This window comes from Streptomyces sp. SirexAA-E (assembly GCF_000177195.2).
Classification (GTDB): domain Bacteria; phylum Actinomycetota; class Actinomycetes; order Streptomycetales; family Streptomycetaceae; genus Streptomyces; species Streptomyces flavovirens.
Map to the genome: position 1 here is coordinate 1,506,184 of NC_015953.1, position 19,321 is coordinate 1,525,504.

Annotated in this window: 18 protein-coding genes; 9 read left to right on the forward strand and 9 right to left on the reverse strand. The window is 71.2% G+C overall.

Going from position 1 to position 19,321, the window contains the following annotated elements:
* Positions 1-26: 26 nt before the first annotated feature.
* A complete protein-coding gene (sufB, locus tag SACTE_RS06630) occupies positions 27-1,448 on the reverse strand; it encodes a Fe-S cluster assembly protein SufB (RefSeq protein WP_014045254.1) in 1,422 nt (473 codons plus the stop codon).
* Positions 1,445-2,194, reverse strand: a complete 750-nt coding sequence (locus SACTE_RS06635) for a metalloregulator ArsR/SmtB family transcription factor (protein ID WP_019992801.1) — start codon at positions 2,192-2,194, stop codon at positions 1,445-1,447. The genes sufB and SACTE_RS06635 overlap by 4 nt, the downstream gene beginning before the upstream one ends.
* A gap of 204 nt (positions 2,195-2,398) precedes the next feature.
* On the opposite strand from SACTE_RS06635, the gene SACTE_RS06640 reads away from it, so the two are divergent.
* The 3 genes from SACTE_RS06640 to SACTE_RS06650 all read left to right on the forward strand — a co-directional run bounded on the left by SACTE_RS06640 (position 2,399) and on the right by SACTE_RS06650 (position 5,161).
* Positions 2,399-3,325, forward strand: a complete 927-nt coding sequence (locus SACTE_RS06640; protein WP_014045256.1) for an ABC transporter ATP-binding protein — start codon at positions 2,399-2,401, stop codon at positions 3,323-3,325.
* The gene (locus SACTE_RS06645; RefSeq protein ID WP_014045257.1) at positions 3,322-4,089 is read left to right on the forward strand and encodes an ABC transporter permease; all 768 of its coding nucleotides are present in this window, start codon (positions 3,322-3,324) and stop codon (positions 4,087-4,089) included. Before SACTE_RS06640 ends, SACTE_RS06645 begins: the two co-directional genes overlap by 4 nt.
* An 82-nt stretch (positions 4,090-4,171) precedes the next feature.
* Positions 4,172-5,161 carry a COX15/CtaA family protein gene (locus SACTE_RS06650; protein WP_019992799.1) on the forward strand — a complete coding sequence of 330 codons (990 nt, stop codon included), beginning with the start codon at positions 4,172-4,174 and terminating at the stop codon, positions 5,159-5,161.
* Positions 5,162-5,251: 90 nt separating this feature from the next.
* Here the strand turns inward: SACTE_RS06650 and SACTE_RS06655 are convergent, their stop codons facing one another.
* Positions 5,252-5,608 (reverse strand): hypothetical protein, encoded by a 357-nt coding sequence (locus SACTE_RS06655; protein WP_014045259.1) that lies wholly within the window; start codon positions 5,606-5,608, stop codon positions 5,252-5,254.
* Between the two features lie 95 nt (positions 5,609-5,703).
* The gene (locus tag SACTE_RS06660) at positions 5,704-6,651 is read right to left on the reverse strand and encodes a heme o synthase (protein WP_026359023.1); all 948 of its coding nucleotides are present in this window, start codon (positions 6,649-6,651) and stop codon (positions 5,704-5,706) included.
* A gap of 291 nt (positions 6,652-6,942) precedes the next feature.
* On the opposite strand from SACTE_RS06660, the gene tkt reads away from it, so the two are divergent.
* The 5 genes from tkt to pgl are packed head-to-tail and all read left to right on the forward strand — an operon-like array spanning position 6,943 to position 13,528.
* Positions 6,943-9,030, forward strand: coding sequence for a transketolase (gene tkt / locus SACTE_RS06665; protein WP_014045261.1), 2,088 nt, complete (start codon positions 6,943-6,945; stop codon positions 9,028-9,030).
* Between the two features lie 34 nt (positions 9,031-9,064).
* A complete protein-coding gene (gene tal, locus SACTE_RS06670) occupies positions 9,065-10,183 on the forward strand; it encodes a transaldolase (RefSeq protein WP_014045262.1) in 1,119 nt (372 codons plus the stop codon).
* 5 nt (positions 10,184-10,188) lie between these two features.
* Positions 10,189-11,721, forward strand: a complete 1,533-nt coding sequence (gene zwf / locus SACTE_RS06675) for a glucose-6-phosphate dehydrogenase (RefSeq protein ID WP_014045263.1) — start codon at positions 10,189-10,191, stop codon at positions 11,719-11,721.
* Positions 11,718-12,749 (forward strand): glucose-6-phosphate dehydrogenase assembly protein OpcA, encoded by a 1,032-nt coding sequence (gene opcA / locus SACTE_RS06680; protein WP_014045264.1) that lies wholly within the window; start codon positions 11,718-11,720, stop codon positions 12,747-12,749. Before zwf ends, opcA begins: the two co-directional genes overlap by 4 nt.
* A complete protein-coding gene (pgl, locus tag SACTE_RS06685; RefSeq protein WP_014045265.1) occupies positions 12,746-13,528 on the forward strand; it encodes a 6-phosphogluconolactonase in 783 nt (260 codons plus the stop codon). Before opcA ends, pgl begins: the two co-directional genes overlap by 4 nt.
* Positions 13,529-13,609: 81 nt before the next feature.
* Here pgl and SACTE_RS06690 read toward each other — a convergent pair whose 3' ends face one another.
* A complete protein-coding gene (locus SACTE_RS06690; RefSeq protein WP_014045266.1) occupies positions 13,610-14,005 on the reverse strand; it encodes a cupin domain-containing protein in 396 nt (131 codons plus the stop codon).
* Positions 14,006-14,057: 52 nt separating this feature from the next.
* Between SACTE_RS06690 and SACTE_RS06695 the strand changes: the two genes are divergently transcribed.
* A complete protein-coding gene (locus tag SACTE_RS06695) occupies positions 14,058-15,050 on the forward strand; it encodes a helix-turn-helix domain-containing protein (RefSeq protein ID WP_014045267.1) in 993 nt (330 codons plus the stop codon).
* A gap of 39 nt (positions 15,051-15,089) precedes the next feature.
* On the opposite strand, the gene SACTE_RS06700 is transcribed toward SACTE_RS06695, so the two are convergent.
* From SACTE_RS06700 to SACTE_RS06715, 4 genes are all read right to left on the reverse strand, one after another.
* A complete protein-coding gene (locus tag SACTE_RS06700; RefSeq protein ID WP_014045268.1) occupies positions 15,090-16,601 on the reverse strand; it encodes a PH domain-containing protein in 1,512 nt (503 codons plus the stop codon).
* The gene (locus tag SACTE_RS06705; RefSeq protein ID WP_014045269.1) at positions 16,598-17,101 is read right to left on the reverse strand and encodes a PH domain-containing protein; all 504 of its coding nucleotides are present in this window, start codon (positions 17,099-17,101) and stop codon (positions 16,598-16,600) included. The genes SACTE_RS06700 and SACTE_RS06705 overlap by 4 nt, the downstream gene beginning before the upstream one ends.
* Positions 17,102-17,104: 3 nt before the next feature.
* The gene (gene pgi / locus SACTE_RS06710) at positions 17,105-18,757 is read right to left on the reverse strand and encodes a glucose-6-phosphate isomerase (protein ID WP_014045270.1); all 1,653 of its coding nucleotides are present in this window, start codon (positions 18,755-18,757) and stop codon (positions 17,105-17,107) included.
* A 162-nt stretch (positions 18,758-18,919) separates the two neighbouring features.
* Complete coding sequence (locus SACTE_RS06715) at positions 18,920-19,255, reverse strand: RNA polymerase-binding protein RbpA (RefSeq protein WP_078492600.1); 336 nt, start codon at positions 19,253-19,255, stop codon at positions 18,920-18,922.
* Positions 19,256-19,321: the final 66 nt, after the last annotated feature.

The window sequence follows — 19,321 nt, forward strand, 5'->3', positions numbered from 1 at the left end:
CTCTTGGGGCGCGTTCGGCGGGCGGGTCAGCCGACCGAACCCTCCATCTGCAGCTCGATCAGCCGGTTGAGCTCCAGGGCGTACTCCATGGGCAGCTCCTTCGCGATCGGCTCGACGAAGCCGCGCACGATCATCGCCATGGCCTCGAACTCGGTGAGTCCGCGGCTCATGAGGTAGAAGAGCTGGTCCTCGGAGACCTTGGAGACGGTCGCCTCGTGGCCCATCGACACGTCGTCCTCGCGGACGTCGACGTACGGGTAGGTGTCGGACCGCGAGATGGTGTCCACGAGCAGCGCGTCGCAGAGCACGTTGGACTTGGCGCCGGGGGCGCCCTCGCCGATCTCGATCAGGCCGCGGTAGGAGGTGCGGCCGCCGCCTCGTGCCACCGACTTGGAGACGATGTTGGAGGAGGTGTTCGGGGCCATGTGGACCATCTTGGCGCCGGCGTCCTGGTGCTGGCCCTCGCCCGCGAAGGCGATGGACAGGGTCTCGCCCTTGGCGTGCTCGCCCATCAGGTAGACCGCCGGGTACTTCATGGTGACCTTGGAGCCGATGTTGCCGTCGACCCACTCCATGGTCGCGCCCTCGTACGCCACGGCGCGCTTGGTGACGAGGTTGTAGACGTTGTTCGACCAGTTCTGGATGGTCGTGTAGCGGCAGCGGCCGCCCTTCTTCACGATGATCTCGACGACCGCGGAGTGCAGCGAGTCCGAGGAGTAGATCGGCGCGGTGCAGCCCTCGACGTAGTGGACGTAGGCGTCCTCGTCGACGATGATCAGCGTCCGCTCGAACTGGCCCATGTTCTCCGTGTTGATACGGAAGTAGGCCTGGAGCGGGATGTCCACGTGGACGCCCTTGGGGACGTAGATGAACGATCCGCCGGACCACACGGCCGAGTTCAGCGAGGCGAACTTGTTGTCACCGACGGGGATGACGGTGCCGAAGTACTCCTTGAAGAGCTCCGGGTGCTGCTTCAGCGCGGTGTCGGTGTCGAGGAAGATGACGCCCTGCTCCTCCAGGTCCTCGCGGATCTGGTGGTAGACGACCTCCGACTCGTACTGCGCGGCGACACCGGCGACCAGGCGCTGCTTCTCCGCCTCCGGGATGCCGAGCTTGTCGTAGGTGTTCTTGATGTCCTCGGGCAGGTCCTCCCAGGACTCCGCCTGCTTCTCCGTGGAGCGCACGAAGTACTTGATGTTGTCGAAGTCGATGCCCGACAGGTCCGAGCCCCAGTTCGGCATGGGCTTCTTGTCGAACAGCTTCAGGCCCTTGAGACGGAGCTTCAGCATCCACTCCGGCTCGTTCTTCTTCTCCGAGATGTCGCGGACGACAGCCTCGGACAGGCCGCGCTTCGCCGCCGCGCCTGCCGCGTCGGAGTCGGCCCAGCCGAATTCGTACGTGCCCAGGCCCTCGAGCTCAGGGTGGGCAGTCTCCGTGGGGAGCGTCATGCGGGGTTCCTCCCGGCCGTGCTTGCGGATGCTGAATGGGTGTTCGGTGCAGTCTGTGGTGCCGTGGGGCTGCTGCGCGGAACGAACGTCGTGCACACGCCGTCGCCGTGGGCGAGGGTGGCCAGACGCTGCACATGGGTCCCGAGCAGGCTGGAGAAGAATTCCGTCTCCGCCTCGCACAGCTGCGGGAACTGCTCGGCGACGTGCGCGACCGGGCAGTGGTGCTGGCACAGCTGCTCGCCCTGCTGCGGGGCCGGCGCGCTGCGCGCCGTAGCAGCGTACCCGTCGGCCGACAGGGCCCTGGCGAGTGCCTGGGTACGTGCCTCGGGGTCCGCGGCCTCGACCACCGCGCGATACGTCTGGGCCTGTGCCGCCATACGGGCGCGGGCGAAGGCGACCAGCGCCTCGTCCCCGGCCGTCTCGGCGATCCAGCGCAGGGCGTCGGCGGCGAGCTTGTCGTAGGACTGGTCGAAGGCGTCCCGCCCGCAGTCCGTCAGGGCGAACACCTTGGCGGGACGGCCCCGGGTGCGCGCGCCGTAGACGCGCTGCTCGCGCGCCTCGACGACGCCGTCGGTGACCAGGGCGTCGAGGTGGCGGCGTACAGCGGCCTGGGTGAGGCCGACGCGCTTCGCCAGATCGGCGGCGGTGGACGGACCGTGGTCCAGGATGGACCGCGCGACCCGGTTGCGCGTCGAGCGCTCACCGGTCGCGAGTTCCTCCTGCGGAGCCTCGCCCGTGTATTTCACAACGCCATTGTTGCGTAATTCCTCCGGGAGTGACAAGCCGCCTCCGGACACGGCGCGGTGCCGTTCATCACTTAGGCGAACCTAAGTTGACCTGCGGAAATGCCGGTCCCCTCACACCTTCGCAGGTGGCGGGCGCACAGGCGGCCTCCGCCCCGCCGACCCGCCGCCCGGGGGCCGGCGCCCACCCGCCTAGACTTGCGCGCCATGAGCAGCGAGCCCGTCGTGCAGGCCAGGGGCCTGGTGAAGCGGTACGGAGACAAGACCGCGGTGGACGGCCTCGACCTGGAGGTCAGGGCGGGCGCGGTGACCGCCGTCCTCGGCCCCAACGGCGCCGGCAAGACCACCACCGTCGAGACCTGCGAGGGCTACCGCCGTCCGGACGCCGGGACGGTCCGGGTCCTCGGCCTGGACCCGGTGGCGGACGCCGCGGCCCTGCGCCCCCGCATCGGCGTGATGCTCCAGTCCGGCGGTGTCTACTCCGGCGCGCGCGCCGTCGAGATGCTGACCCACATGGCCAAGCTGCACGCCCACCCGCTCGACGTGGGTGCGCTCGTGGACCGGCTCGGCCTCGGCGGCTGCGGGCGCACCACCTACCGCCGGCTCTCCGGCGGCCAGCAGCAGCGCCTCGCGCTGGCGATGGCCGTCGTCGGACGCCCCGAGCTGGTCTTCCTGGACGAGCCGACGGCGGGCCTGGACCCGCAGGCCCGCCGCTCCACCTGGGAACTGATCCGCGAGCTCCGCGCGGACGGCGTGTCGGTGGTCCTGACCACCCACTTCATGGACGAGGCCGAGGAACTCGCCGACGACGTCGCCGTCATCGACGCGGGCCGGGTCATCGCCCAGGGCAGCCCCGAGCAACTGTGCCGCGGCGGCGCCGAGAACACCCTGCGCTTCACCGGGCGCCCGGGACTGGACCTGGCCTCGCTGCTCAAGGCCCTCCCCGACGGCACCCAGGCCGCCGAGATCACCACCGGCGCCTACCGCATCACCGGGACCGTCGACCCGGAGCTGCTGGCCACCGTCACCTCCTGGTGCGCCCAGAACGGCGTGATGCCCGACGGCATCGCGGTCGAGCGGCACACCCTGGAGGACGTCTTCCTCGAACTGACCGGCAAGGAGCTGCGCGCATGAGCGCCGGTACGTACACCCCGCGCCCCGGCGCCGCCCCGCTGCCCCGGATGATCGCCGCGCAGGCCGCGCTGGAGACGCGGATGCTGCTGCGCAACGGCGAGCAGCTGCTGCTGACCGTGATCATTCCCGCGCTGCTGCTGGTGCTGTTCAGCGCGGTCGACGTGGTGGACACGGGGGCGGGCGAGCCGGTCGACTTCCTGACGCCGGGCATCCTCGCCCTCGCCGTGATGTCCACCGCCTTCACGGGCCAGGCCATCGCGACCGGCTTCGAGCGCCGGTACGGGGTGCTGAAGCGGCTGGGCGCGTCGCCGCTGCCGCGCTGGGCGCTGATGGCGGCGAAGACCCTCGCCGTGCTCGTCACCGAGGTGTTCCAGGTCGTCCTGCTCACGGTGATCGCCTTCGCGCTCGGCTGGTCGCCCCAGGGCGGCCCGCTCCCGGTGCTGCTGCTCCTGGTGCTGGGTACGGCGGCCTTCTCGGGGCTCGGCCTGCTGATGGCGGGGACCCTCAAGGCGGAGGCGACGCTGGCGGCCGCCAACCTCGTCTTCCTGCTGCTGCTGGTCGGCGGCGGCGTGGTCGTACCGCTGGACAAGTTCCCCGAGGCGGCGCAGTCGGTCCTGGGCCTGCTGCCGATCGCCGCGCTCTCCGACGGGCTGCGGGACGTCCTCCAGCACGGGGCCGCGACGCCGTGGGGAGACCTCGGGATCCTGGCCGTCTGGGCGGTGCTGGGGCTGGGCGCGGCGGCGAAGTTCTTCCGCTGGGAGTGAGGGCGCGGTGACATCCCGCCGACGGTCCGAACCGTCCCGGAACGACACCCCTCGTGAAAACATGCACAAGCCGTTGCCTACGATGGTGCGCGTGGAAACACCCCTCTCCTACATCGCCGAGCGCTGGACGCCGTCCGCCAGGACGGCCAGGCGTGCCGCGCTCACCGCCGTCATGGTGTCCGTGCTCATCATCGTCACGGGCGGGGCCGTCCGGCTGACCGGTTCCGGTCTGGGCTGCGACACCTGGCCCAAGTGCACCGACGACAGCCTCTTCGCCACGTCCGAGCAGGGCCTGCACGGGGCCATCGAGTTCGGCAACCGGATGCTCACCTACGTCCTGTCGGCCGCGGTCGGCTGGGCGATCATCGCGGTGCGGTCCGTGAAGCCCCGCCGGCGTGGCCTGACCCGGTTCGCCTGGCTGCAGTTCTGGCTCGTGATGGGGAACGCCGTCATCGGCGGAATCACGGTCTGGGTGGGCCTGAACCCGTGGTCGGTGGCCGGGCACTTCCTGCTCGCCAACGCCCTCCTGACGGTCGCCGTCATCACCTGGGTCCGGATCGGTGAGGGCGACGGCACGCCCCGACCGCGTGCGCCGAAGCCGGTGCGCGACCTGTCCTGGGCGGTCGTCGTCACCTCGGTGGTCCTGATCGCGCTCGGCACGACGGTGACCGGTTCCGGCAAGCACGCCGGCGACAGCAGCGACGTCCCCCGTATGCCGTGGGACTGGACCGCCGCGGCCCATGTGCACGCCGTCGCCGCCTGGGTGGTCTGCGCCCTGGCCGTGGCGATGTGGGTGGCCCTGCGGGTCGTGGACGCCCCCGTCGACACCCGGGCACGGGCCAGGGACCTGCTGATCGTCCTGCTGGCCCAGGGCGCCATCGGGTACGTGCAGTACTTCAGCGACGTACCCGAGATCCTGGTGGCCCTCCACATGCTCGGGTCGTCCCTGATGTGGATCGCGGTCCTGCGCCTCGCGCTGTCCCTGCGCGAGCGTCCGGCCGTCACCGCGGCCGATGCCGATGTGCCCGCCCCGGCCGCCGGAGAGCGGCAGGAGCACGCGCCGGCGGTCTGACGCCTCGCACGCACGGACGAGAGCCTCCGCCACCATGTCCCCTCGCCGGGGCCGGGTGGCGGAGGCTCTCGTCCGTGCGTCCGGGCCCGCTCAGCCGTTCGAGGGGCCGCCGACCTGGATCCCGGCCATTCGCGACCACTCGTACGGACCGGTGCGGACCTTCGCCGCAAGGTCGCCGTCGAACGCCTCGTGCACCGTGATGCCCGCCTTCCCCGTGGCGCTCTCGGCGACGGCGTACGAGGGGGCCACCAGGTCGCCCCAGGCACCGTCCGCGCCGACCAGGACGATGCGGGTGCCCGCCTGGCCGAGGTAGGCGAGCTGCCCCTCGGCACCGCCGTGCGCCGTGGCGAAGGCGCCGATCTCCTTGGCGAGCTTGCCGGCCTTGCGCTCCGCGCGGGCCGCCCGCCTGCTGTCGTCCGTCTGCTGGGTCTGAGCCGTCTCTGCCATGCAGAGGATGCTACCGACGGGTAGCCCACATGACGACGGGCGGGGGTCGTGGCCTGGGCCACGTCCCCCGCCCGTCACAAGGCGGTGCGTGCGGGTCACCTCAGGAAGGGGTCCACCGCGACGGCGACGAAGAGGAGCGAGACGTAGGTGATGGACCAGTGGAACAGCCGCATCTCCTTGAGCTTGCCCCCGGTGACCCCGGCCTTCGCCCGGTTCTGCAGGCCGTGCGCCTCCCAGAGCCAGAACCCGCCGGTCAGCGCGGCCACCGTCGTGTAGAACCAGCCCGTGTAGCCCAGCGGGGTCAGCAGCAGCGAGACCGCGACCATCACCCAGCTGTAGACCACGATCTGGCGGGCCACCACCCGGTTGGTGGCGACGACGGGGAGCATCGGGACGCCGACCCGGGCGTAGTCGTCCTTGACCTTCATCGACAGCGGCCAGTAGTGCGGCGGCGTCCAGAAGAAGATGACGGCGAAAAGAATGACCGCGGCCCAGGACATCGAATTCGTGACGGCGGACCACCCGATGAGCACGGGCATGCAGCCGGCGATTCCGCCCCAGACGATGTTCTGCGAGGTCCGCCGCTTCAGCAGCATCGTGTAGACGACGACGTAGAACAGAAGTGCGCCGAGCGCGAGAGCGGCGGAGAGCCAGTTGACCAGCAGTCCGAACCAGACCGTGGAAATCACGCCGAGCGCGATTCCGAACGCCAGGCACTCGCGCGGGGACACCATCCCCGTGACGAGCGGCCGCTGGGACGTACGGTCCATCAGCGCGTCGATGTCCCGGTCGATATACATGTTGAGCGCATTGGCACCGCCCGCGGAGAGATATCCGCCCACGGTGGTAGCGAGTACGAGCCACAGGTCGGGCACGCCTTGAGCGGCCAGGAACATCACCGGGACGGTGGTGATCAGCAGCAGCTCGATGATGCGCGGCTTCGTAAGCGCCACGAATGCCTTGATGCGGGCCCCGAACGGGCGTTGGCCCCCTGGGCTCGGAGTCAAGGCGACCCCTGCGGGTCGGGACTCGACGGCCGTCACGCACACCCCTGACAGAGAAATCCCAGCAAGCTCCGGGCATGAAGGCCCGGTAAAGACTTGCGCGAACCAGACCACTGTAGACGTTGCGCATACGCCGCTCTTCGCGGGGGTGGTGTCGTGTTGGAGTGGCGCAGAAGTGAGCGGCGGCGCTCATACGGGAGGCGAACTCCGCAGGTCGCCCGCACTGTGGAAAGGGCAGAAGTAGGGCCTTGCCTCGGGGGTAGGCTCGGCATTGCCCGGTGCGGTAACCAGTCACCGGTTTACGACAGTGGAGAGGAGCCCTGACTCAGGGTGAGCACCAAGCCGACCACCACAGACCTCCAGTGGACCGAATTGGACCAGCGGGCCGTGGACACCGTCCGCGTTCTCGCCGCGGACGCCGTACAGAAAGTCGGAAACGGCCACCCGGGCACGGCGATGAGCCTGGCTCCTGCCGCGTACACCCTCTTCCAGAAGGTGATGCGCCACGACCCGGCGGACGCCGACTGGACCGGCCGCGACCGGTTCGTACTCTCCGCGGGCCACTCCAGCCTGACGCTGTACATCCAGCTCTACCTCGCCGGGTACGGCCTGGAGCTGGACGACCTCAAGGCGTTCCGCACCTGGGGCTCCAAGACCCCGGGCCACCCGGAGTACGGCCACACCACCGGTGTCGAGACGACGACCGGGCCGCTGGGTCAGGGCGTCGCCAACGCCGTGGGCATGGCGATGGCCTCCCGCTACGAGCGCGGGCTGTTCGACCCGGAGGCGGCCCCGGGCACCTCCCCGTTCGACCACATGATCTGGGTCGTCGCCGGTGACGGCTGCCTCCAGGAGGGCATCTCGGCCGAGGCGTCCTCGCTGGCCGGCCACCAGAAGCTCGGCAACCTGGTGCTGCTGTGGGACGACAACCACATCTCGATCGAGGGCGACACGGAGACCGCGGTCTCCGAGGACACCCTCAAGCGCTACGAGTCCTACGGCTGGCACGTCCAGCGTGTCGACCAGCTGCCCAGCGGCGACCTGGACCCCGCGGGCCTGTACCGGGCCCTGCGGGCGGCCAAGGCCGAGACGGAGCGCCCCTCCTTCATCGCGGCCCGCTCGATCATCGCCTGGCCCGCCCCGAACGCCCAGAACACCGAGGCCTCGCACGGCTCGGCCCTCGGCGAGGAGGAGATCGCGGCCACCAAGCGGGTGCTCGGCTTCGACCCGGAGAAGACCTTCGAGGTCTCCGACGAGGTCATCGCGCACACCCGCCAGGCGCTGGACCGCGGCCGCGAGGCCAGGGCCGAGTGGGAGAAGTCCTTCGCCGCCTGGCGCACCGGCAACCCGGAGCGCGCCGCCGACTTCGACCGGATCGCCGCGGGCGAGCTGCCGGCCGGCTGGGAGGAGAAGCTCCCGGTCTTCGAGGAGGGCCAGGGCGTCGCGACGCGTGCGGCCTCCGGCAAGGTGCTCCAGGCGCTGGGCGGGGTCATCCCCGAGCTGTGGGGCGGCTCCGCCGACCTCGCGGGCTCGAACAACACCACGATCGACAAGACGTCGTCCTTCCTCCCGGCGGGCAACCCGCTGCCGGAGGCGGACCCGTACGGCCGCACGATCCACTTCGGCATCCGCGAGCACGCGATGGCCGCGGCCATGAACGGCATCGCGCTGCACGGCAACACCCGCGTCTACGGCGGCACCTTCCTGGTGTTCTCCGACTACATGCGCAACGCCGTGCGGCTCTCCGCGCTGATGCACCTGCCGGTGACGTACGTGTGGACGCACGACTCGATCGGCCTCGGCGAGGACGGCCCCACGCACCAGCCCGTCGAGCACATCGCCTCGCTGCGCGCGATCCCGGGCCTGAACGTGGTGCGCCCGGCCGACGCCAACGAGACGGCGATCGCCTGGCGCGAGATCCTGCGCCGGTACACCAAGGTGTTCGGCAAGGGCGCCCCGCACGGTCTGGCGCTGACCCGCCAGGGCGTGCCGACCTACGCGTCGAACGATAACGCCGCCAAGGGCGGGTACGTGCTCTTCGAGGCCGAGGGCGGCACGCCCGAGGTCGTGCTGATCGGTACCGGCTCCGAGGTCCACCTGGCCGTCGAGGCGCGGGACGAGCTCCAGGCGGCCGGTGTGCCGACCCGTGTGGTCTCCATGCCGTGTGTCGAGTGGTTCGAGGAGCAGGACCAGGCGTACAAGGACAGCGTGCTGCCGCGGTCGGTGAAGGCGCGGGTCGCCGTGGAGGCGGGCATCGGCCTGACCTGGTACCGGTACGTGGGCGACGCGGGCCGGATCGTCTCGCTGGAGCACTTCGGTGCCTCGGCCGACGCCAAGGTCCTGTTCCGCGAGTTCGGCTTCACCGCCGAACACGTGGCCGCCGCCGCTCGGGAATCTCTCGCTGCCGCGCAGCGCTGACGCCGATATACGACTAGTAGGAGATGCAATTCTCATGACAGACGCACTCAAGCGCCTCTCCGACGAGGGCGTGGCGATCTGGCTGGACGACCTTTCGCGCAAGCGGATCACCTCCGGCAACCTGGCCGAGCTGATCGACCAGAGCCACGTCGTGGGTGTCACGACCAACCCCTCGATCTTCCAGAAGGCGATCTCCCAGGGCGACGGTTACGACCAGCAGCTCACCGACCTCGCCGCCCGCAGGGTGACGGTCGAGGAGGCGGTCCGCATGATCACCACCGCGGACGTACGCGACGCGGCCGACATCCTGCGCCCCGTCTTCGACGCCACCGGCGGCCAGGACGGCCGGGTCTCCATCGAGGTCGACCCGCGCCTGGCCCACAACACGCCGGCCACGGTCGCCGAGGCGAAGCAGCTCGCGTGGCTGGTGGACCGGCCGAACACGCTCATCAAGATCCCGGCGACGAAGGCCGGCCTGCCGGCCATCACCGAGACCATCGGGCGGGGCATCAGCGTCAACGTGACCCTGATCTTCTCGCTGGAGCGCTACCGCGAGGTCATGGACGCCTACCTGGCGGGTCTGGAGAAGGCGAAGGCCTCGGGCCTGGACCTCTCCAAGATCCACTCGGTGGCCTCGTTCTTCGTGTCCCGCGTGGACACCGAGATCGACAAGCGGCTGGACGCCGTGGGCACCGACGAGGCGAAGGCCGCCAAGGGCAAGTCCGCGCTGGCCAACGCCCGGCTGGCCTACGAGGCGTACGAGGAGGTCTTCGGCGGTGAGCGCTGGGCCCCCCTCGACAAGGCGCAGGCCAACAAGCAGCGTCCGCTGTGGGCCTCCACCGGCGTGAAGGACCCGTCCCTCAAGGACACCCTGTACGTCGACGACCTGGTGGCCCCGAACACGGTCAACACCATGCCGGAGGCGACGCTGGAGGCCGTGGCCGACCACGGCGAGATCTCCGGCAACACCGTCGCCGGCCGCTACGACCAGGCCCGTGCCGACCTCGAAGCGATCAAGAAGCTCGGCGTCGACTACGACGACGTCGTGCAGGTGCTGGAGGACGAGGGCGTCGACAAGTTCGAGGCGTCCTGGACCGACCTGCTCAAGTCGACCGAGGCCGAGCTCGAGCGCCTCGCTCCTTCGAAGGGCTGACCACCTTGTCTGGTGTTCCCGGAGCCAACCCGCTCCGTGACGCCCAGGACCGACGGCTCCCGCGCATCGCGGGGCCGTCGGGTCTGGTGATTTTCGGCGTCACGGGCGATTTGTCCCGTAAAAAGCTGATGCCCGCCGTCTACGACCTGGCCAATCGCGGCCTGCTGCCGCCAGGCTTCTCGCTCATCGGCTTCGCGCGCCGCGACTGGGAGGACGAGGACTTCGCCCAGGTCGTGCACGACGCCGTCAAGGAGCATGCCCGTACCCCGTTCCGCGAGGAGGTCTGGCAGCAGCTGAGCCAGGGCATGCGGTTCGTCCAGGGCAACTTCGACGACGACGTGGCGTTCGAGACCCTCAGGGCCACGATCGAGGAGCTCGACAAGGCGCAGGGCACGGGCGGCAACTTCGCCTTCTACCTGTCCGTACCGCCGAAGTTCTTCCCCAAGGTCGTCCAGCAGCTCAAGAAGCACGGGCTGGCCGACCAGAAGGAGGACACCTGGCGTCGGGCCGTCATCGAGAAGCCGTTCGGCCACGACCTCAAGAGCGCGCAGGAGCTCAACCAGCTCGTGCACGACGTGTTCCCGCCGAACGAGGTCTTCCGTATCGACCACTACCTCGGCAAGGAGACGGTCCAGAACATCCTGGCGCTGCGCTTCGCCAACACGATGTGGGAGCCGATCTGGAACAGGTCCTACGTCGACCACGTCCAGATCACGATGGCCGAGGACATCGGCATCGGCGGCCGGGCCGGTTACTACGACGGCATCGGCGCCGCCCGTGACGTCATCCAGAACCACCTGCTCCAGCTGCTGGCGCTGACAGCGATGGAGGAGCCCGGCTCCTTCCACCCGAAGGCCCTGGTCGCCGAGAAGCTGAAGGTGCTCACGGCGGTGGAGCTGCCCGAGGACCTCGGCAAGCACACGGTCCGCGGCCAGTACACGCACGCGTGGCAGGGCGGCCAGGAGGTGCCCGGCTACCTGGAGGAAGAGGGCATCGACCCCAAGTCGAAGACCGACACCTTCGCCGCGATCAAGCTGACGATCAACAACCGCCGCTGGGCGGGTGTGCCGTTCTACCTGCGGACCGGAAAGCGGCTCGGCCGCCGGGTCACGGAGATCGCGGTCGTCTTCAAGCGCGCTCCCTACCTGCCCTTCGAGTCCGGTGCGACGGAGGAGCTGGGCGGCAACGCCCTGGTCATCCGGGTGCAGCCGGACGAGGGGGTCACGGTCCGGTTCGGTTCCAAGGTGCCCGGCACCTCCATGGAGGTGCGGGACGTGACGATGGACTTCGCCTACGGCGAGTCCTTCACGGAGTCCAGCCCGGAGGCGTACGAGCGGCTCATCCTCGATGTGCTGCTCGGCGACGCCAACCTGTTCCCGCGCCACCAGGAGGTCGAGCTCTCCTGGAACATCCTCGACCCGATCGAGGAGTACTGGGACAAGCACGGCAAGCCCGCCCAGTACGCGGCCGGCACCTGGGGACCGGCCGAGGCCGACGAGATGCTCGCACGCGACGGACGGAGCTGGCGCCGGCCATGAAGATCGATCTCACGGAAACCACGTCCAGCAAGATCAACCAGGCGATGGTCTCGGCGCGCCGTTCGATCGGCACGCCGGCCATCGGCATGGTGCTCACCCTCGTCATCGTCACCGACGAGGAGAACGCCTACGACGCGCTTAAGGCGGCGAGCGACTCCTCGCGCGAGCACCCCTCGCGGATCATCGCGGTCATCAAGCGCGTCAGCCGTTCGCCGCGCGCCCGGCGTGACGCCCGGCTCGACGCCGAGATCCGGGTCGGTTCCGACGCGGGCTCGGGCGAGACCGTGGTGCTGCGGCTGCACGGCGAGCTGGCCAACCACGCCCAGTCCGTCGTCCTGCCGCTGCTGCTGCCGGACGCCCCGGTGGTGGTGTGGTGGCCGGAGGACGCCCCCGCGGATCCGGCGAAGGACCCGCTGGGCGCGCTCGCGCAGCGCCGTATCACCGACACCTACTCGGCCGAGCACCCGCTCGACGAGCTGGCGGTGCGTGCGGCGACGTACCAGCCGGGTGACACGGATCTGGCCTGGACCCGCATCACGCCGTGGCGCTCGATGCTGGCGGCGGCGCTCGACCAGCAGCCCGCCGAGGTCGTGTCGGCCACGGTCGAGGGCGAGTCCGACAACCCGAGCTGCGAGCTGCTGGCCATGTGGCTCGCGGACCGGCTCGGTGTCCCGGTGGAACGCACCCTGTCCGGCGGTCCCGGGCTGACGGCGGTCCGGATGGAGACCAAGAACGGGGTCATCGTCCTGGACCGGGCGGACGGTTCGCTCGCCACGCTGTGCATGGTGGGCCAGCCGGACCGCGCGGTGGCGCTGAAGCGGCGTGAGACCGCGGAGCTCCTCGCGGAGGAGTTGCGGCGTCTGGACCCGGACAACGTCTACGCGTCGACGGTGAAGTTCGGGGTGGAACGCCTCGGCGGACCCGCTCAGGCGTCGTCCGTCGGCTCCGGGCAGAAGGCTCCCGCCGCGGCGGGTGCCGGTGCCCCGGCCGCGAAGAAGGCCGCGGCCAAGAAGGCGGCGTCGAAGTGAGTGCTCCGCAGCTCGTCGTGCACCGCGACAAGGAGCTGATGGCCCAGACCACGGCGGCGCGGCTGATCACCGAGGTCGTGGACGCCCAGGCCGCTCGCGGCACCGCCTCGGTGGTCCTCACCGGTGGCCGCAACGGCAACGGGCTGCTGGCCGCGCTCGCCGCCTCGCCCGCCCGGGACGCGATCGACTGGTCGCGGCTCGACCTGTGGTGGGGGGACGAGCGCTTCCTGCCCGAGGGCGATCCGGAACGCAACGACACGCAGGCCCGCGAGGCGCTGCTGGACTCGGTGGGGCTGGACCCCTCACGGGTCCACGCCATGCCCGCCTCGGACGGTCCGTACGCCGGGGACGCGGACGCCGCCGCCGCGGCGTACGCCTCCGAGCTGGCCGCGGCGGCCGGTCCGGAGGACGACGGTCCGGTACCGGCGTTCGACGTGCTGATGCTGGGCGTCGGGCCGGACACCCATGTCGCCTCGCTCTTCCCGGAGCTTCCGGCGGTACGGGAGACCGAGCGCATGGTCGTCGGGGTGCACGGTGCCCCGAAGCCGCCGCCCACCCGGATCTCGCTCACGCTGCCGGCCATCCGGGCAGCGCGCGAGGTGTGGCTGCTGGCCGCCGGCGAGGACAAGGCGGAGGCTGCCGGTATCGCCCTCTCCGGTGCCGGCGAGGTCCAGGCCCCGGCCGCGGGGGCGTACGGCCGCAGCCGCACGCTGTGGCTGCTGGACGCCGCGGCGGCCTCCCGGCTGCCCCGGGCGCTGTACCCGCGGGCTTCCGCCTAGGACCCCGCACCGTCCGAACGGCGCAGGCCCGGTCCACTCCCTTCGAGCGGGCCGGGCCTGCGCCGTTCCCGGGGCTTGCGGTCAGGTGCCGAGCGCGTGCCCGGTCGTCGCGTCCACGTGGTCGGGGACCTCCTCGTGGCGGTCGCCGACCGTCGGTGTCCCGGTGGGCTCGAACATCAGGATGGCGGCGCCGGCGGGGGCGTACGGCCGGTGCTCCGTACCGCGCGGGACGGTGAAGACGGAGCCCCGGGGGAGCCGGACCGTGCGTTCGCCCGCGGGCTCCCGCAGCGCGATGTGCAGTTCTCCGTCGAGGACGAGGAAGAACTCGTCGGTGTCGTCGTGGGCGTGCCAGAGGTGTTCGCCCGCGACCTTGGCGATCCGGACGTCGTAGTCGTTGACGCGGGTCACTATGCGGGGGCTCCACAGGGCGTCGAAGGAGGCCAGTGCGGTGTCGAGGGAGAGGGGTTCCTTGCTCATGGCCCCATCCTCGGCCGTTCACCTGGAGCGGGGTGAGTGCTAGGAATCGCATATGACGAACGGATCCTCGCACGCCGTCCCCGCCACGGGCGCCCATCGGGTGGTCGTGATCGTGGACGAGAACTCCAACCCCTTCGAACTCGGCTGCGCGACCGAGGTCTTCGGCCTGCGCAGGCCCGAGATCGGCCGCGAACTGTACGACTTCCGGCTCTGCTCCCCCGAGCCCCGCACCCTGATGCGGGACGGCTTCTTCACGCTCGCGGGGGTCGACGGGCTGGAGGCGGCCGACACGGCGGACACCCTCGTCGTCCCCAACCGCCCGGACGTCGAGGTGCCCCGGCGTCCGGCCGTGCTCGACGCGGTGCGGCGGGCCCACGCACGCGGCGCGCGTCTGATCGGCTTCTGCAGCGGTGCGTTCACCCTGGCCGAGGCGGGGGTGCTGGACGGCCGCAGGGCCACCGCGCACTGGCAGTGGGCCGATTCCTTCCGGGCCCGCTTCCCCCGCGTACGGTTCGAGGAGGACGTGCTGTTCGTGGACGACGGCGACGTCCTCACCGCCGCCGGGAGCGCCGCCGCACTCGACCTCGGGCTGCACGTGGTGCGCGCCGACCACGGGGCGGAGATCGCCAACTCCGTGAGCCGCCGGCTGGTCTTCGCGGCGCACCGTGACGGCGGTCAGCGGCAGTTCGTGGAGCGCCCCATGCCCGATCTGCCGGACGAGTCGCTGGGGCCCGTCCTGCACTGGGCCCAGGAGCGGCTGGAGGCACCGCTGACCGTGCCGGACCTCGCGGCCCGCGCGGCGGTCAGCCCGGCGACCCTGCACCGGCGCTTCCGGGCCCAGCTGGGCACGACTCCGCTGGCCTGGCTGACGGGGCAACGGCTCGCCCTGGCCTGCCGGCTGATCGAGCACGGCGAGTCACGCTTCGAGGTGGTCGCGCGGCGCAGCGGTCTCGGCACCGCGGCCCGTCTGCGGACGCTGATGCGCCGCGAGAGGGGGATCACCCCGTCGGCGTACCGGAGCAGGTTCGGCCCCGGAGCGGGATGACACCCGCGGGCCCTCCGGGACCGGGGTGACACCCGCCGCTCAGCCCCGCTCCAGGAACGGCTCCAGCAGCCCCGGGACGGCCTCGGCCGCGAAGAGCAGGCCCTCGGTCGCGTCGGCGTCCCGCGCCGTGTAGGCGCCCGCTCCGGCAGCCGTGGTGGCGGTGACGGCGATCAGGCCCGCCCGGCGCTGGAACCAGGACTGCCGCAGGGTCCAGCCGATCACCCCGGCCCGCTGGAGCGCGGCCGTGGAGCGCCGCAGCGTCCCGGAGCGGGTCACGAGGTAGCCGCCGCTCAGCGTGTGCCCCAGGGACCGGTAGGCGTCCAGTGCCAGGGCCACCGCGACGGGGACGGCCACGGCCGCGCAGCCGAGCGCGGTCCACAGCAGTACGGGCGTCAGCCAGGCCCCCAGGAGCGCCAGGACCAGCACCGGGGCCAGGGCCGCCGCGAGGGCCCGGCGCAGCCGCCGCCCTCGGGCGGCCGGAGGGTGGGCGGTGAGCGGGGCACCGGTCGGCGCGACGGGCTCGCGCAGCACCTCGGCGGCGATCGCGTCGGCGAAGGGGCGGGGCGTGGCGGGCAGCAGGGTGTCGTGGTCGGCGCCCCGGGTCTCCTCGTCCTTGGCCAGGCCCGTGGTGATGGCGTCCACCCGGGCGGCCCCGGCCAGCCGTACGCCGAGGGGTTCCACCAGGTCCACCCCGCGCAGCCGCCGCTCCTCCACGGAGAGCGAGCGCGAGGTGAGCAGCCCGCGCCGGACCCTCAGGGTGCCGCCGGGCTCGCGCTCCAGGCGGTAGTTCCACCACCCCTCGGCCCAGAGTCCCAGCGCCCCGACGACCCCGGCGGCCAGTGCCGCGGCCACCAGCACGGTGATCGCCCAGACCAGCGAGGTGTTCCTGAACCGGTCGGCGACCCAGTCGATGACCTCGCCCTGGGCACCGACCCACTCGCTGACCTGCATCACGCCGCCGGCCGCCGCGCCGCCCAGCATGGGGGCGAGGAAGGAGACCGGTGCGTAGCGGATCCAGCGGAGGTCGAGCACGGCCAGCTCGCCCTCACGGTGCGTACCGGAGGACCGGGCGGCCACACGGTCCAGCAGTTCGCGGCGCAGCCGCTCGCCCTCGGCCCGGTCCACCGGGTCGAGTTCCAGGGTGGACTCGCCGCCGGTCTGGTCTCCGGTGCCGATGCGGACCGTGACCAGGCCGAGGATCCGCAGCAGCGGGTGGGCGGTGAGGTCGACACTGCGGATCCGCTCGCGGGCCAGTGAGCGGCGTTTGACCAGCACGAGGCCGGTGTGCAGCTCGACTCGTTCACCGCCGACGCGGTAGCGGGTGCGCCGCCACCGTACGTAGTCCCCGGCGGCGGCGCAGCCGACCAGGACCACGGCCCCGGCGAGGGCCCAGCCGACGGCCGCCGCGTACCCGAACCGTCCGGACAGGGCCGCCACGGCCGGTACCGCGGCGCCCACCGCCACCCCCGCCGTGACGAGCGCGGTGACCAGGACCGTACGCGGGTGGATCCGCCGCCACGGCGGGCCTTCCCGGTCGGCCGGGGTGCTCATGTGGCGTCCCCGGGGGTGTCCTGGGTGATCCGGGTGAGCCGTTCGGCGAGGTCGGCGGCCGTCTCGTGGCCGAGGCCCTCGATCTTCACGGCGCCCTTGGCGGAGGCGGTGGTGACGGTGACCGTGGCCAGTCCGAAGAGCTGTTCCAGCGGACCGCGCACGGTGTCCACGGTCTGGATGCGGGACATCGGCGCGATCCGCCACTCCCGCAGGAAGACCCCGGTCCGTACGTAGACCGCCTCGTCGGTGACCTCCCAGCGGTGGGTGCGGAACCACCAGAGGGGGAGGAGGGCGGTGACCGACAGGCCCACGGCGGCCAGGACTGCGGCGGGCACCAGCAGCCAGGGCCTGGCGGGCGTGATGAGCGCGCCCAGGACACCGAGCACGGCCACCGGGGCCGCCGTCAGCAGCAGGCACCGGACCCGCCACCAGCCGACGGCCCGCCGGGCCGGTGCGTTGCGCGGCGGCCGCAGCCGTACCGTCCCCTCCCCCGTTGCCATGGGTCAGCGTCCGCGCAGGCTGCGGTAGGTCTCCACGAGGTGGGCGGTGGAACTGTCCAGGCCCTCGCCGCCGGTGCCCTCGGTCAGGACCGGCTCGATCTTCTTCGCGAGGACCTTGCCGAGCTCGACGCCCCACTGGTCGAAGGAGTCGATGTTCCAGACGGCGCCCTGGACGAAGACCTTGTGCTCGTACAGCGCGATGAGCTGGCCGAGCACCGAGGGGGTGAGCCGCTCGGCGAGGATCGTGGTCGTCGGGTGGTTGCCGCGGAAGGTCTTGTGCGGCACCAGTTCCTCGGGCGCGCCCTCCGCCCGCACCTCGTCGGGCGTCTTGCCGAAGGCGAGGGCCTGGGTCTGCGCGAAGAAGTTGGCCATCAGCAGGTCGTGCTGGGCGATCAGCCCCGGCAGCAGGTCGTGGACCGGGGACGCGAAGCCGATGAAGTCCGCCGGGATGATCTTGGTGCCCTGGTGGATCAACTGGTAGTAGGCGTGCTGCCCGTTGGTGCCCGGGGTGCCCCAGACGACCGGGCCGGTCTCCCACTCGACCGGATTGCCGTCGCGGTCCACGGACTTGCCGTTGGACTCCATGTCCAGCTGCTGGAGGTACGCGGTGAACTTGGAGAGGTAGTGGCTGTAGGGCAGTACCGCGTGCGACTGGGCGTCGAAGAACTGGCCGTACCAGATGCCCAGCAGGCCCAGCAGCAGCGGGACGTTCTCCTCGGCGGGGGCGGTGCGGAAGTGCTCGTCGACGAGGTGGAAGCCGTCGAGCATCTCCCGGAACCGGTCCGGGCCGATGGCGATCATCAGCGAGAGGCCGATCGCCGAGTCGTAGGAGTAGCGCCCGCCGACCCAGTCCCAGAACTCGAACATGTTGGCCGTGTCGATGCCGAAGTCCGCGACCTTCTCCGCATTCGTCGACAGGGCCACGAAGTGCTTGGCCACGGCCTCCTGACCGGCACTCAGCTCGGTGAGCAGCCAGTCGCGGGCGGAGGTGGCGTTGGTGATGGTCTCGATCGTCGTGAAGGTCTTGGACGCGACGATGAACAGCGTCTCGGCCGGGTCCAGGCCCTGGACCGCCTCGTGGAGGTCGGCGCCGTCGACGTTCGAGACGAAGCGGACGGTCAGCGAGCGGTCCGTGAAGGAGCGCAGCACCTCGTAGGCCATGGCGGGGCCGAGGTCGGAGCCGCCGATGCCGATGTTGACGATGTTCTTGATCGGCTTGCCGGTGTGGCCGGTCCACTCGCCCGCCCGGACCCGGTCGGAGAAGGCGGCCATCTTGTCGAGGACGGCGTGCACGGCCGGCACCACGTTCTCGCCGTCCACCTCGATCACGGCGCCCCGGGGGGCGCGGAGCGCGGTGTGCAGGACGGCGCGGTCCTCGGTGGTGTTGATCTTCTCGCCGCGGAACATGGCGTCCCGCAGCCCCGCGACGTCGGTGGCGGCGGCGAGATCGCGCAGCAGGCGCAGCGTCTCGTCGGTGACCAGGTGCTTGGAGTAGTCGATGTGGAGGTCGCCGACGCGCAGGGTGTACGCGCTCCCGCGCTCCGGCGCGTCCGCGAACAACTGCCGCAGGTGTGTCCGCCCGAACTTCTCGCGGTGCTCGGCGAGAGCCGCCCACTCGGGCGTCTGGTTGAGCTTGGTTCGGCTTTGTGCGTTCATCCCGGAAATCCGCCCACTTCTTCTCGTACCTGCAACATGCCCCGCTGCCCCTCCAACCTAATTGATCTGGAGGGTGCGACGGGGCGATCACGGGGCCGGGCGGGGGCATACCGCGACCGGCCGGACACCTCAGGGGTGTCCGGCCGGTGAACAGTACGGGTTCTAGATCTCGCCGCGCAGTTTGGCGAGGGCCTCGGCGAGGATCGCCTCGCCGTCCGCGTCGCTGCGCCGCTCACGCACGTACGCCAGGTGCGTCTTGTACGGCTCGGTGCGCGGGGGGTCCGGCGGGTTGTCCTGGTCCTGTCCGGCCGGGAAACCGCAGCGCGGGCAGTCCCAGGTGTCGGGTACCTGCGCGTCATGGGCGAAGCTGGGCTGGGTCTCGTGCCCGTTCGAGCACCAGAAGGAGATGCGGAGGCGGGGCGCTGACTCGCCCCGCTCGGCCTCCCCCATCGGCCCGGCTCCGACCCGGCTTCCCCGGATCGCGTTGCCACTTGCCACGGTCGTAACTCCCTGCGTGATGGTGCTCGAGGTTGCCCCAGTCTACGTAAGGCCCAACGCGCGTCC

Bases quoted from the DNA above. Each gene is read 5' to 3' on its own strand.
- sufB (WP_014045254.1), bottom strand. From the start codon at position 1,448: ATGACGCTCCCCACGGAGACTGCCCACCCTGAGCTCGAGGGCCTGGGC.
- SACTE_RS06640 (WP_014045256.1), top strand. From the start codon at position 2,399: ATGAGCAGCGAGCCCGTCGTGCAGGCCAGGGGCCTGGTGAAGCGGTAC.
- SACTE_RS06645 (WP_014045257.1), top strand. From the start codon at position 3,322: ATGAGCGCCGGTACGTACACCCCGCGCCCCGGCGCCGCCCCGCTGCCC.
- SACTE_RS06650 (WP_019992799.1), top strand. From the start codon at position 4,172: ATGGTGCGCGTGGAAACACCCCTCTCCTACATCGCCGAGCGCTGGACG.
- SACTE_RS06655 (WP_014045259.1), bottom strand. From the start codon at position 5,608: ATGGCAGAGACGGCTCAGACCCAGCAGACGGACGACAGCAGGCGGGCG.
- tal (WP_014045262.1), top strand. From the start codon at position 9,065: ATGACAGACGCACTCAAGCGCCTCTCCGACGAGGGCGTGGCGATCTGG.
- opcA (WP_014045264.1), top strand. From the start codon at position 11,718: ATGAAGATCGATCTCACGGAAACCACGTCCAGCAAGATCAACCAGGCG.
- SACTE_RS06690 (WP_014045266.1), bottom strand. From the start codon at position 14,005: ATGAGCAAGGAACCCCTCTCCCTCGACACCGCACTGGCCTCCTTCGAC.
- SACTE_RS06695 (WP_014045267.1), top strand. From the start codon at position 14,058: ATGACGAACGGATCCTCGCACGCCGTCCCCGCCACGGGCGCCCATCGG.
- SACTE_RS06700 (WP_014045268.1), bottom strand. From the start codon at position 16,601: ATGAGCACCCCGGCCGACCGGGAAGGCCCGCCGTGGCGGCGGATCCAC.
- SACTE_RS06705 (WP_014045269.1), bottom strand. From the start codon at position 17,101: ATGGCAACGGGGGAGGGGACGGTACGGCTGCGGCCGCCGCGCAACGCA.
- pgi (WP_014045270.1), bottom strand. From the start codon at position 18,757: ATGAACGCACAAAGCCGAACCAAGCTCAACCAGACGCCCGAGTGGGCG.